Source organism: Providencia xihuensis (assembly GCF_041953405.1).
Classification (GTDB): Bacteria; Pseudomonadota; Gammaproteobacteria; order Enterobacterales; family Enterobacteriaceae; genus Providencia; species Providencia vermicola.
On the sequence record NZ_CP169565.1, the window covers coordinates 3715673 to 3727960 of the forward strand.

The window sequence follows — 12288 nt, forward strand, 5'->3', positions numbered from 1 at the left end:
TTTCAGACAAGGACGTCATGAAAGCAATTCAAAAACCCTTAAGATGGTTAACAGGCCGATATTACGAAAATCAAGCTCTCGCATTTTTGAAAAAACAGGGACTAACCTTTATTGAACGCAATGCGAGAAATCGAGGAGGGGAAATTGACCTCATCATGCGTGATAAAACAGGTTGGATATTTATTGAGGTTCGATTTCGCAAAAATTGTGATTACGGTGATGCGCTTTTATCAGTAAACTGGCATAAACGTAGAAAGTTATTAGCCGCAGCCAAAATTTGGCTTGCACAGCGACAAGAGAGTTTCGAAACCAGTGCCTGTCGATTTGATATTTGTGCTATTACAGGTAATCAATTCGAATGGATACAAAATGCCTTTAATGATGAAGGCTAATATTCGTCAATAAGCTATTATATTCTTTATCATTAGCGATTTCGGTCAACACAGCGACAGCGCGAAGAATGACGGGTAAATTTTTACAGGAAAAAACCAGTGCTAGATAGAATAAAAGTTTGTTTTACCGAAAGTATTCAAACTCAAATTGCAGCCGCTGAGGCGCTGCCCGATGCGATTTCTAGAGCCGCTATGATGATGGTTCAGTCTTTGCTTAATGGCAACAAAATTTTATGTTGTGGCAATGGCGCATCTGCTGCTACTGCACAACGTTTTGCTGCGAGTATGATCCACCGATTTGAAACTGAGCGCCCTAGTCTTCCTGCTCTTGCACTGAATACCGATAATGCGGTACTTACCGCAATTTCAGGTAGCAAGCAACCTACTGAAATTTATGCGAAACAAGTGAGAGCATTAGGCCAGCATGGTGATGTTTTAATGGCAATTTCCACCCATGGTAATAGTAGCGATATTATTAAAGCTGTTGAAGCCGCTGTTACACGGGATATGACCATTGTCGCTCTTACTGGCTACGATGGAGGAGAGCTTGCTGGCCTGCTTGGCCCACAAGATGTTGAAATTCGTATTCCTTCTCAGCGCAGTGTTCGAATTCAAGAAGTTCATCTTCTTACTGTAAATTGTCTATGTGATCTTATAGATAATACCCTTTTCCCTCATCAGGATGATTAAGGAGACAAAATGCGATTAATACCCATTTTTGCCATAGTAATCAGTACGATTCTTTTACAAGGCTGTATTGGTGCTGCAGTTGTTGGCTCTGCCGCTGTTGCCACGAAAAGTGCTTCTGACCCACGGACCGTTGGCCAGCAAGTTGATGATGGCACATTAGAAGCTCGAGTGAGCGGGCAGCTCAATAAAGATAAAGAAATTACGGGTAAGGCACGAATTATTGCCACTGCATATAAAGGTAATGTGCTATTAACTGGGCAAAGTCCTGACATGTCATGGGCTGAACGCGCCAAACAAATCGCCTCGAATGTTGATGGCACCGTATCCGTTTATAATGAAGTGCGTAACGGTGAACCTGTCGATTTAGGTACTGCTTCCAAAGATACTTGGTTAACCACTAAAGTTAAATCAAAAATCTTAGCGAGTGACAGCGTTAAATCGGGTAGTGTAAAAGTGATTACTGAGAATGGTGAGGTTTTTTTACTTGGCGTATTAACAAGGCAAGAGGGTGATGCTGCAGCTAAAATCGCCAGTGAAACTGATGGTGTTCGTCGAGTGACGACGGCTTTCACTTATCTCAATTAATCATAAACAATAATATATCCGAATAAGAATAAGAGCCATTAGTGAAAAACTATGGCTTTTTTCTTATTCAGACAAAATATCATTTACTTTCAGAAAATTCTTACCGCCCAAAAGGTGCATTTGGTTCAATATCCACGCCTGCCGTCTCAACACATAAGAAGATGGTGATTTCGCACTATATCGGTGTGGATTAGGAAGAACTGCTGCTAAAAGTGCAGCCTCACTCATAGAAAGCTGACTAGCAGGCTTATTAAAGAATTTATTTGAGGCTTCTTCAACACCAAAAACCCCATCACCAAACTCAGCAATATTAAGATAAATGGTCAGTATTCTCTGCTTAGACCACATAAGCTCCATTATTGGTGTCATCACTGTTTCTAGGCCTTTTCTAACCCAGCTTCTACCATCCCATAACCATAAGTTTTTAACGGTCTGCTGGGATATTGTTGAGGCACCTCTAATTGATTGTTTATTGTTCACATTATGTTTATAAGCACGTTCTATTGCATCAAGATCAAAACCCCAATGATGTGGAAAATTTTGATCTTCAGATGCGATAACCGCTAAATAAATATACGGAGAGATCTGTTTTTCACTGACCCAAGTAGAGCTGGATACATAAGAAAAATTTAAGTTTAGCCATGCACTAATTTGGCGTTCAAACATAACCGCTGAGAATGGCACGGGCACATATTTAAAGACAATGACAGTACAAAACCACACCAGAAGTAATGAAATTGTGATCTTCTTTAACCCGCGCCATAATCGAGAAACAATAGTTAGCATTCAAATAATCACGCCATTTCCAATACTTTCTTAACGAGTTTATTAATCCCTGTATTTGCTTCAGAAATTGATTGTGCCAGCATATAAGCAGGGGTTGTTATAACTCGGTTAACTTCATCAACAACAATGTCATCTACTGAACATTTGATGTGTTCTCCTCCCATATTTTCTATTTGAGCAATCGTTTTGCTGTCATCACCAATAGTTAATTTCACTGATGTATTTAACATTTTCGGAAGCATAACAGGTGCAATACACATCAGCCCTAGAGGCTTTTTTTGTTGGTGCATTTGGCGAACTAAACTTAATAGTTCTTTATTAATCTCACAGTCACTTCCTTTAACGGCAAAATCACATAAATTTTTTGCCGCACCAAACCCACCAGGAATAATGAGCGCATCCAGCTTAGAGGCATCCGCAGAGGACAAAGGGGATATTTTACCACGTGTAATACGGGCCGATTCCTCTAGTTGATTACGTTTTTCTGTTTTTTCTTTTCCATTTATATGATTTATAACAGTCGGTTGTAATTCATCAGGTGCAAAAAAATGAACTTCAGCATTATTTTGACTCAATGCTAACATTGTTAATACTGACTCATGAACCTCACTTCCATCAAATACACCACAGCCACTTAAAATAACCGCAATTGATTTCATATCTTGCTCCATTTGTAGTAAATTATCTCTCAAGCGATAAGGCAGGCAAACATCAATCTTCATCACAGATTTTAATGAATCTTGTAACAGATTCGCTAAATTTTGGTATCTTGATGTTATTGCTTACCGCGATTAACCTAATTTAATGATTTGCCTAGAATGAAAACCACATGCAAATCAACGATTTCCCTGGTGTTGGCGCAGTATTCGCGCACCCCAACTTCGGTTGGGGTTATTTTTTTGTGCGCACATCAACCCAGTTTCTTAAAGTTTCTATATCGTCTTTCCAATCCTGTTTTAATTCATCAACCCATTCTTGTACATTATCCCACCAAGCTGGTAAATCAGGAGATTGGATTTGCTGAGCTATTTTCTGTAAATTCCTTAAGCCCACAGAACCCGCTGCACCTTTAATCTTATGAGCCTCTTCCACGATACCCTTTTGATCTTTTGCAACCATATTAGAATCGAGAATTGCTAAGTAGCCTGGAAGCATTTTTTCAAATACGTCTAGCCCATCATAAATTAATTTAGGGCCAACCAATTCAATATATTGCTCCAACATTTCACAATCTAACCTTGATTCATCAACCGTTGATTTAGGGATATCGCTTTGAACCTCGTCTTCAGAGTGAGCGGCTTGCTCGCCCCAAAACTGCTCAATAACTTGAGTCAGCGCTGGAACAGATAATGGTTTGCTTAAAACGCCATCCATACCTGCATCAAAGTACTCTTTTTTATCTTTAAGCACATTTGCGGTCAGTGCGATGAGTGGAGGTAAATCCTCCTTGTCATATTGCTGTTTCAGTTGCCTTGAAATATCCAACCCTGTCATATCTGGTAGCTGAATATCTAATAAGACTAAATCGTACTCACCAGGTGCGAACATGGATAACGCATCTTTGCCTGTCATTGCGACATCAACTGTATTCCCTAAATTTTCTAATACAGAGCACGCCACAACAACGTTTAGCTCAATATCTTCCACTAATAAAATATGCAAAGCAGGTAATGGGTAATCATCATCATTTTCTTCAAATTCCACAACTTCATCGTCAACAACAGGCGCAGAAATAGATAACGTAAATGTAGAACCTTCGCCTATTTGACTTTCAACTTGGATGTCTCCCCCCATATTTTGTGCTAGCCGGCGAGATACAGAAAGTCCAATCCCCGTTCCCGTTGCAGGCTTACCACCCGCAGAATCTGTTACTTGGTAGTACATTGCAAAAATTTTATCTAGCTCATCTTTGGGGATACCAATTCCGCTGTCTTGTACCCTAAAAAACAACTTATTTTCAGACTCTTGCCAGATGCTGAGTTTGACTTCCCCTTGTTGTGTAAATTTGACTGCATTACCAATTAAGTTCCATAATATTTGGCGCAAGCGCGTCCCGTCAGTTAGTACTTTTTTCGGCAATGCTGGGGCGACATCCATGACAAATTTAAGCCCTTTTGGCTGAACTAATAAGCCACTTAAATTTTCGAGATCATTCACAAACTCAGATAATGTGATTGGCTGGTTATCCAACTGAACTTTACGGCGCTCGATCTTATCCATCTCAATGACATCGTTGAAAATATTTCCTAATGTCACTGCACTGACATGAATCGTTTTTAAATAGCTAGATTGTTCCGAAGTTAACTCAGTGTCTAACAATATTCGGCTCAAGCCAACAATGCCGTTAAGGGGAGTACGAAGCTCGTGGCTGATTGTTGAGATAAATGTGGTCTTCTCCCTACTCGCGCTCTCTAATGCCTCTTGGTAACGTTTACGCTCTGTTATATCGCGACCAAAACCCATGAGGCCATGACGTTTGCCAACTCGGTCATAAAATGGCACTTTTCGTAGCTCAAAACAGGCTTTTCTACCGTCTGGGTAAACCAACCATTGCTCATAGGTTAGAGAAACATTATGGCGAAAAACTTTTTCATCGGTTTCCATCACTTTAGAAGCGATTTCCACATCATAAATATCTAGAGGGGTTAGCCCAACTAAGTGTTTTTCACTTTTCCCAGTCAGAAGTTCCATTGCCCTATTACAACCCGAAAATTCGTTATTTTCATTACGGTAATAAACTAAGTCAGGGGAGGCATCAAGGAATGAGCGTAACAATACCGATTGCTGCTCAAGTTCAATTTGAGTTTGCTCACGGTATTTCATTTCTTGCTTAAGTTGTTCAAGTAATTCTAAATGTGCACGTTCCGCTTTTTCACGCTCAAGTATTTCGAGGTTGAGCTGCTCTATATTTCCTTGTAATTGCGTGTTTAAGTCAGCGTCACGCTTGCGCATTACCTCAAGCTTATCCACCATACGCGATAATCGTTGGCGTGACTCTTCCAGTTGTTCCACCACAACAGACAGGAAGTAAACCGCAAGTGGAGTGATAATAAGCCCAAAGAAAATAGACCCGACCATATCTAAACTATCTACATGCCCGCGCAAGAAGATAGCGACCGCCATTTGCATTATCATGGCGAGTACAACAAGTGCGGATGCGAGTAATAGTGAAAATCGCACCAATCCAAGTTTCATCATCAAATCGACATAGTATTGCGCAAGGCCGCGAAGTACTTTCATAACCACCCCTTAGTAAAATTCTCTTTGAATCATATATCAAACAGGGCAGATTCGGATGTTTATTAATACAAAATGTCGATCCTGCTCATTCAATAGCCATTTTTTATCATTAATGATAAATAACAATCAGGTATTTTCTTTGTTTTAGCTCGAGTAAAAATGTATCTCGGGTTACTTTTCATCATAATCGTTTGAAAAACAGATCAATCGTGCGACTTATACTGACTTTTGTCGTGCTAAGCTTTAGGTTTCAAAGCGCACTGTATGATGTAAAATCAGACTAAGTTCAGTAAGGACTACCATGAACGCCAAAATTATCGGTCTCCCGCGAAATGAACCGCAAAAAAAAGCAGTCAATATTCGAAAAATAGATTTCGTCGAAATTTATGAGCCTGATGATGTCAACAATACGCAGCAACAGGCAAGTCGTTGTCTCTCCTGCGGTAGTCCGTTCTGTGAATGGAAATGTCCTTTGCATAATGCCATCCCTAAATGGCTAAAATTAGCAGAGGAGGGTCGTATTATTGAAGCCGCTGAATTATCTCATCATACCAATAGCTTACCTGAAATCTGTGGCCGCATTTGTCCACAGGATAAACTGTGTGAAATGGCCTGTGTATTGAACGATACCTTTGGTGCTGTCACCATTGGACACATAGAACGTTATATCAATGACACAGCATTCTCTCTAGGTTGGCGGCCTGATCTTTCCCATGTCACGCCAGTGAATTTCCGTGTTGCTATTGTTGGTGCAGGCCCTGCTGGCCTTGCGTGTGCAGATGTTTTAGCGCGTAATGGTGTACAAGTGACTGTATTTGATAGACACCCCGAAATTGGTGGTTTATTAACCTTTGGGATACCCGCATTTAAATTAGAAAAACAGGTCATGATACAACGACGCGACATTTTCACTAAAATGGGAATTCAATTTCAACTTAACATCGATATCGGCAAGGATATACATCTCAATACGCTTGAGACGGATTATGACGCGATTTTCCTCGGAACAGGTACATACAGTGCAATTAAAGGTGAACTGCTCAGGAATGACGCTCAGGGCTGTTATGATGCCCTACCTTATTTAATTGCTAACACACGTCATTTGATGCAACTCCCACCTTTACCTCTTGAACCTTATATCGATTTACAGGGAAAAAATGTGGTTGTGCTCGGCGGAGGTGATACTGCAATTGACTGTGTGCGAACAGCGATTCGCCAAGGTGCTTCGCAGGTGGCCTGTATATATCGGCGTGACAAACAAAGTATGCCTGCTTCACTAAAAGAGATAAATTATGCAATTGAAGAAGGGGCTGAATTTTATTTTCATTTACAAGCCACTGAGATTCTTTTGAATGAGGCTCAAAAAGTCCGCGGAATTTCTGTCGTCCGCACCCAAAATGGTGAACTCAAAGAGGGACGAAACGCCGTAGAGCCTATCAAAAATTCAGATTTTACAATTGAAGCGGATGCCGTCATTGTTGCTTTCGGTTTTCGCCCGCACAAACAACCTTGGGTTGAAGATAGCCTTGTACAATTTGACTCGCAGGGGCATATTTGTGTAAATCGCAATAGCCCGTTTCCTTTCAAAACTTCCCATGAAAAAATATTTGCTGGGGGGGATGCCGTTCGAGGTTCAGACCTGGTTGTCAATGCAATTGCCGATGGACGCAGTGCCGCCGAGGGTATTTTACTTTTTTTAGGGGTATAGAAGAACATAAAAAAACAGAGGAAAATCCCTCTGTTTTTCTATCAACATGAAGTGAATTTGCTACTTAACCACTCTTAACGCAGGTCTGCCTTTTGGTGGTCTTGGTGGCTCATCATCCGAAGGTTCTTCAGCGCTATGCTCAACTAATGAGCTATCTTGAACTAATGAAATCCCTTCTTCTGGCGAATCATCTACGTCTTCAAAATCAGAAGATATTTGTGCATCATAGGCTGCTTCAGGTTCAAACATCATCCCTGCACCATTCTCACGCGCATACACAGCCATAATTGCGGCCATTGGGACATACACTTGACGAGGAACTCCACCAAAACGTGCATTAAAACGCACTTCGTCATTGGTAATTTCAAAGTTACCCACAGCACGTGGTGCAACATTCAATACAATTTGCCCATCCCGAGCAAATTCCATTGGAACGTTAACAGTAGGAACAGTGACATCAACCACCAAATGCGGGGTCATATCGTTATCGAGTAGCCACTCATAGTGGGCACGTAACAGATAAGGGCGACGTGGTGACATTGCTGTCATTTCCATCATACTTTTAGCCTCTTGCTGACAGACGCATTTCGCGTTCTAATTCCGTCAAAGATGCTAAGAATGCATCACGCTCAAATACACGTTGCATGTACATCTGTAAATGTTTGCTATTAGCAGGTTTCAATTCAATACCCAGTACAGGTAAACGCCATAACAGCGGCGCTAAGTAGCAATCAACCAAGCTAAATTCATCACTCATAAAGAATGGCATTTCAGCAAAAACAGGCGAAACGGCAATTAACTCTTCCGTTAGTTGACGACGGGCGCTATCCGCTTCCTGAGCACTGCCTTTTTCTACTTTGTGCATCAGAGAATACCAGTCTTTTTCAATGCGATGCATTAATTGACGGCTAGTTCCACGCGCGACAGGGTAAACAGGCATTAATGGAGGATGAGGAAAACGCTCATCAAGATATTCCATGATAATCAGCGGATCATATAAAGTCAGCTCACGATCAACGAGTGTCGGAACGCTTTGGTACGGGTTGAGATCAATGAGATCTTGAGGCGGATGACCAGGTTCAACATGTTCAATTTCGACGCTAACCCCTTTTTCTGCCAGGACGATACGTACCTGATGGCTAAAAATGTCAGTTGGGCCTGAGAACAATGTCATTACCGAACGTTTGTTAGGAGCGACAGCCATTAAAACCTCCAAATTACAAAAATGGACGAAATGTAATTAATTTTTAATTACCCGTTACCCATTTTAAAATCCCCTGTGTCCTACTTTCATTTATCCATACTGAAAGTCAACACAACCCTCCCGCACAGAAAGGCGAGAAATGATGAAATAAAAAAACAGGGGCATATTCTAACAGATTTTGTACAGCTTAGGGGGGAGTGATAGGAAAAATCATAGGTTTATTTCATTGAAGAACAACAATTACACAAAAATCAAAATAAAAAACAAAACTAACCAAAATTAAAAAACAATAAATCTTAAAGTTAACTCCATGGTTATCTAAATAATATGATAAAAAAAACAATTTTTATTACCAAAGAGTGATTATTTTAAATTTTAGACTAATTCGTTGTCTTTTTCTGCTAATTATATTTAATTCTTTTTTAAATTATCTTTAAACGTCAGTTTATTAATTTTTAGGCAATAAAAAACCCGCCATAAAGACGGGTTTTTTCATCAATTTTATGCCCACAGGGCAATAAATTAACGTTTGGAGAACTGTGGACGACGACGAGCTTTACGCAGACCCACTTTCTTACGTTCAACAGAACGCGCATCACGGGTAACGAAACCAGCTTTACGCAGATCAGAACGAAGAGTCTCATCATAAGCCATCAGTGCACGAGTAATACCGTGACGGATTGCGCCTGCTTGACCTGAAATACCACCACCTTTAACAGTGATGTACAGATCCAGTTTTTCCAACATTTCAACCAATTCTAACGGCTGACGAACGACCATGCGCGCAGTTTCGCGACCAAAGTACTGTTCCAGCGTACGCTGATTGATTGTGATGTTACCGCTACCCGGCTTAATAAAGACACGAGCAGATGAGCTTTTGCGGCGACCAGTGCCGTAGTATTGATTTTCAGCCATTGCTATAATCCCGATTAAATGTCAAGAACTTGCGGTTGTTGAGCCGCGTGGTTGTGCTCATTACCTGCGTAAACTTTCAGTTTACGGTACATTGCACGACCCAGAGGTCCTTTTGGCAACATGCCTTTAACCGCGATTTCAAGCACACGCTCAGGACTGCGAGCAATCATTTCTTCGAAAGTTGCTTGCTTGATTCCACCTACATGGCCAGTGTGGCGATAGTAGATTTTGTCTTCGCGTTTTTTGCCGGTAACAGCAATTTTTTCTGCATTCAGAACGATGATGTAATCACCAGTATCCACGTGCGGAGTGTATTCCGCTTTATGCTTACCGCGCAGACGGCTAGCAATTTCTGTTGCAAGACGGCCTAAAGTTTTGCCATCTGCATCAACAACGTACCAGTCGCGTTTTACGGTCTCTGGTTTAGCTGTAAAAGTTTTCATTAAAACTTACCCAATATTGAAGTTACACGTTGGTGAACACTCATGTTCATAAGCTTTCTGAGGTTCACACGACTCTTTGTCCAGTAAACCTACCCCTTCGAGCAGCCTAACTGGCATTATGCGTTATTTTTTGGGAAATAAAAAATAGCGCTGTAACGTGGGGTCGCAAGATTATAGAGAAGTCAGAAACAAAAATCGACCCCAAATGCATTTTTTTTACGTTTGTGTGAATATCAAACGCTATTTGTACTTAATTTAAACGTTTTAGCGTGTTTTTGCGCTGAAACTCGCATGCAAGCAAAAAACTTAAGCCAAATGTGGAATTTTTAAGTATTCTTCGCTTTGCATTTCTTGTAAGCGAGATAAACAGCGTTGGTATTCAAAGGCCAAAAGTTGCCCTTGATATAATGATTCCATCGGGACTTCTGCATTAATCACCAATTTCACTTTACGCTCATAAAACTCATCCACCAGCGCAAGAAAACGCCGTGCAGGATTTTCATCTCTCGACCCCATCGAAGGGACATCGTACAATAAAACCGTGTGGTAACAGTTTGATAAGTAAATATAGTCATTTTGACTACGCGGCTCTTCACATAGCACTTTAAACTCTACGGCTAAAACGCCTTCCGCTGAGCGAAGCACTTGCATTTTCCGGTGATTGACCTCTAAAACTGGGTTTAACTTACCTTCCTTACCCGACAATTTGACAAAAATCTCATCCAAGTGCTGGCGATTTTGTGCATTTATCGGAGATAAAAAGAGGTGAGCTTGCGTCAAAGTCCGTAAGCGGTAGTCAATCCCTGCATCAACATTCATTACATCACAATATTTTTTGATTTGTTCGATAGCAGGTAAAAACCGTGCCCTCTGTAAGCCATTGCGATATAAATTGTCAGGAATGATATTTGACGTGGCAACCAGCGTGATCCCGCGGGCAAACAAACCTTCTAGCAGTGTTCCCAGTATCATCGCGTCAGTAATATCAGAGACAAAAAACTCATCAAAACACAGCACATCAGTTTGCTTTTTAAATTCATCCGCAATGATATCTAGCGGGTTCTCCTGCCCTTGTAAAGCCATCAAATCTTCCTGCACTTTCTTCATAAAACGATGGAAATGCAACCGAAGTTTACGATCACCAGGTAAGCTTTCATAAAACATGTCCATAAGCCATGTTTTACCGCGACCTACCCCGCCCCACATATATAAGCCTTGAACAGGCTCTATTGATTTATTGGCCGCGTTTTTCCCTAATAATCGGCTAAAAAAACCGTTATTCTTTCTATCTGGCACAGCTAAAACAGCTTGAGTCAGTTGCTGATAAATTTTATCTAAACGTTCTACGGCAAGCTTTTGCACGTCATCTGGCTGATAATTGCCATCCGCTAGCGCTTGTTGATAACGCATTGTAGGGGTCATCGGTGACATTAACTGAATAATCCTTAAAAAATTTTCGGTTTTTTTACCGTTATTTGATATACACTGCCTTTATTATAACCAGATTCAGTTACCATTTAACTTTCGGTTAACGAATCACCATAGAGTAAGGAAATTCACCTTAAGATTCTACTCTTAAAAAAGCGGTTAATTGTTTTACAATTACTCGATTCAAGCGCTGTGGGTTTTATCATCACTTAACGGCCAAATTACAATATGTTGAGATGCTTTACTTGACGTCTACATGCAACTTGAATTATTTAAGGTATAGTAACGGTAACGACGCTTAATTTCTGCGAACATTGAAGTAATGAAGGAGTCAGCATGACCTGGGAGTATGCATTAATCGGATTGATTGTTGGTTTTATCATCGGTGCATTAGTTGTCCGCTATGGTAATCCAAAACTTCGCCAACAAAAAACAGCGCAAGCTGAGCTAGACAAAAAAAGTACTGAACTGGAAGAGTACCGTAAAGAATTAGTCAGCCACTTTGCTCGTAGCGCAGAATTATTGGATAAAATGGCGCGTGATTACCGTCAGCTTTACCAACATATGGCACAAAGTTCATCTGAATTAATGCCAGATATGCCAGCACAAGATAACCCGTTTAACTATCGTTTAACGGAATCTGAAGCCGATAACGATCAAGCGCCAGTAAAAATGCCACCAAGAGATTATTCGGATAGCGCATCAGGCTTATTTCGACCTATCGAAGAGAAAGAAAAATAGTTTCTAATTGTATATCACCAGTAAGTCTCACTTGCTGGTGATTTCTTGTTGTATTAACTAAAACCCCCCATTCAACTCGCATCATCTGCTGTGAAATAATCATTTAATAATCTTGAACAATATTTCCATCTAAATTTAATTAGACAATTTATTTAA

13 protein-coding genes are annotated in these 12288 nt (G+C 40.6%); 5 read left to right on the forward strand and 8 right to left on the reverse strand.

Annotation, left to right across the window (positions count from 1 at the left end; genetic code table 11):
• Nucleotides 1–17 precede the first annotated feature (17 nt).
• From ACE2AL_RS16815 to dolP, 3 genes are all read left to right on the forward strand, one after another.
• On the forward strand, nt 18–392 hold the full coding sequence (locus tag ACE2AL_RS16815) for a YraN family protein (RefSeq protein WP_206083571.1): 375 nt from the start codon (nt 18–20) through the stop codon (nt 390–392).
• Nucleotides 393–491: 99 nt separating this feature from the next.
• A complete protein-coding gene (gene diaA, locus ACE2AL_RS16820) occupies nt 492–1082 on the forward strand; it encodes a DnaA initiator-associating protein DiaA (protein ID WP_004925390.1) in 591 nt (196 codons plus the stop codon).
• 9 nt (nt 1083–1091) lie between these two features.
• Entirely contained in the window at nt 1092–1667 is a 576-nt protein-coding gene (dolP, locus tag ACE2AL_RS16825; RefSeq protein ID WP_206083570.1) for a division/outer membrane stress-associated lipid-binding lipoprotein, read from the forward strand.
• Nucleotides 1668–1730: 63 nt separating this feature from the next.
• On the opposite strand, the gene mtgA is transcribed toward dolP, so the two are convergent.
• The 3 genes from mtgA to arcB all read right to left on the reverse strand — a co-directional run bounded on the left by mtgA (nt 1731) and on the right by arcB (nt 5693).
• The gene (mtgA, locus tag ACE2AL_RS16830) at nt 1731–2453 is read right to left on the reverse strand and encodes a monofunctional biosynthetic peptidoglycan transglycosylase (protein WP_206083569.1); all 723 of its coding nucleotides are present in this window, start codon (nt 2451–2453) and stop codon (nt 1731–1733) included.
• Nucleotides 2454–2461: 8 nt separating this feature from the next.
• On the reverse strand, nt 2462–3112 hold the full coding sequence (gene elbB / locus ACE2AL_RS16835; RefSeq protein WP_206083568.1) for an isoprenoid biosynthesis glyoxalase ElbB: 651 nt from the start codon (nt 3110–3112) through the stop codon (nt 2462–2464).
• A gap of 232 nt (nt 3113–3344) precedes the next feature.
• Entirely contained in the window at nt 3345–5693 is a 2349-nt protein-coding gene (gene arcB, locus ACE2AL_RS16840) for an aerobic respiration two-component sensor histidine kinase ArcB (protein ID WP_272681725.1), read from the reverse strand.
• Between the two features lie 301 nt (nt 5694–5994).
• Here arcB and ACE2AL_RS16845 point away from each other — a divergent pair, with 301 nt between their 5' ends.
• On the forward strand, nt 5995–7401 hold the full coding sequence (locus ACE2AL_RS16845; protein ID WP_206083566.1) for an FAD-dependent oxidoreductase: 1407 nt from the start codon (nt 5995–5997) through the stop codon (nt 7399–7401).
• A gap of 60 nt (nt 7402–7461) precedes the next feature.
• Here ACE2AL_RS16845 and sspB read toward each other — a convergent pair whose 3' ends face one another.
• From sspB to zapE, 5 genes are all read right to left on the reverse strand, one after another.
• Nucleotides 7462–7941 carry a ClpXP protease specificity-enhancing factor gene (sspB, locus tag ACE2AL_RS16850; RefSeq protein WP_375084322.1) on the reverse strand — a complete coding sequence of 160 codons (480 nt, stop codon included), beginning with the start codon at nt 7939–7941 and terminating at the stop codon, nt 7462–7464.
• Nucleotides 7942–7963: 22 nt separating this feature from the next.
• Nucleotides 7964–8605, reverse strand: a complete 642-nt coding sequence (sspA, locus tag ACE2AL_RS16855; RefSeq protein ID WP_206083565.1) for a stringent starvation protein SspA — start codon at nt 8603–8605, stop codon at nt 7964–7966.
• Between the two features lie 522 nt (nt 8606–9127).
• On the reverse strand, nt 9128–9520 hold the full coding sequence (gene rpsI / locus ACE2AL_RS16860; protein ID WP_004258235.1) for a 30S ribosomal protein S9: 393 nt from the start codon (nt 9518–9520) through the stop codon (nt 9128–9130).
• Between the two features lie 14 nt (nt 9521–9534).
• Entirely contained in the window at nt 9535–9963 is a 429-nt protein-coding gene (gene rplM / locus ACE2AL_RS16865) for a 50S ribosomal protein L13 (protein ID WP_006814213.1), read from the reverse strand.
• A gap of 306 nt (nt 9964–10269) precedes the next feature.
• Nucleotides 10270–11394, reverse strand: a complete 1125-nt coding sequence (gene zapE, locus ACE2AL_RS16870) for a cell division protein ZapE (RefSeq protein WP_375083710.1) — start codon at nt 11392–11394, stop codon at nt 10270–10272.
• A 333-nt stretch (nt 11395–11727) separates the two neighbouring features.
• Here zapE and zapG point away from each other — a divergent pair, with 333 nt between their 5' ends.
• Nucleotides 11728–12132, forward strand: a complete 405-nt coding sequence (gene zapG / locus ACE2AL_RS16875; RefSeq protein WP_206083563.1) for a Z-ring associated protein ZapG — start codon at nt 11728–11730, stop codon at nt 12130–12132.
• Nucleotides 12133–12288 lie beyond the last annotated feature (156 nt).

What these genes read in the sequence shown, in the direction of transcription:
- ACE2AL_RS16815 (WP_206083571.1), top strand. Translation starts at nt 18, where the DNA reads ATGAAAGCAATTCAAAAACCCTTAAGATGGTTAACAGGCCGATATTAC.
- dolP (WP_206083570.1), top strand. Translation starts at nt 1,092, where the DNA reads ATGCGATTAATACCCATTTTTGCCATAGTAATCAGTACGATTCTTTTA.
- mtgA (WP_206083569.1), bottom strand. Translation starts at nt 2,453, where the DNA reads ATGCTAACTATTGTTTCTCGATTATGGCGCGGGTTAAAGAAGATCACA.
- elbB (WP_206083568.1), bottom strand. Translation starts at nt 3,112, where the DNA reads ATGAAATCAATTGCGGTTATTTTAAGTGGCTGTGGTGTATTTGATGGA.
- arcB (WP_272681725.1), bottom strand. Translation starts at nt 5,693, where the DNA reads ATGAAAGTACTTCGCGGCCTTGCGCAATACTATGTCGATTTGATGATG.
- ACE2AL_RS16845 (WP_206083566.1), top strand. Translation starts at nt 5,995, where the DNA reads ATGAACGCCAAAATTATCGGTCTCCCGCGAAATGAACCGCAAAAAAAA.
- sspB (WP_375084322.1), bottom strand. Translation starts at nt 7,941, where the DNA reads ATGTCACCACGTCGCCCTTATCTGTTACGTGCCCACTATGAGTGGCTA.
- sspA (WP_206083565.1), bottom strand. Translation starts at nt 8,605, where the DNA reads ATGGCTGTCGCTCCTAACAAACGTTCGGTAATGACATTGTTCTCAGGC.
- rpsI (WP_004258235.1), bottom strand. Translation starts at nt 9,520, where the DNA reads ATGGCTGAAAATCAATACTACGGCACTGGTCGCCGCAAAAGCTCATCT.
- rplM (WP_006814213.1), bottom strand. Translation starts at nt 9,963, where the DNA reads ATGAAAACTTTTACAGCTAAACCAGAGACCGTAAAACGCGACTGGTAC.
- zapE (WP_375083710.1), bottom strand. Translation starts at nt 11,394, where the DNA reads ATGTCACCGATGACCCCTACAATGCGTTATCAACAAGCGCTAGCGGAT.
- zapG (WP_206083563.1), top strand. Translation starts at nt 11,728, where the DNA reads ATGACCTGGGAGTATGCATTAATCGGATTGATTGTTGGTTTTATCATC.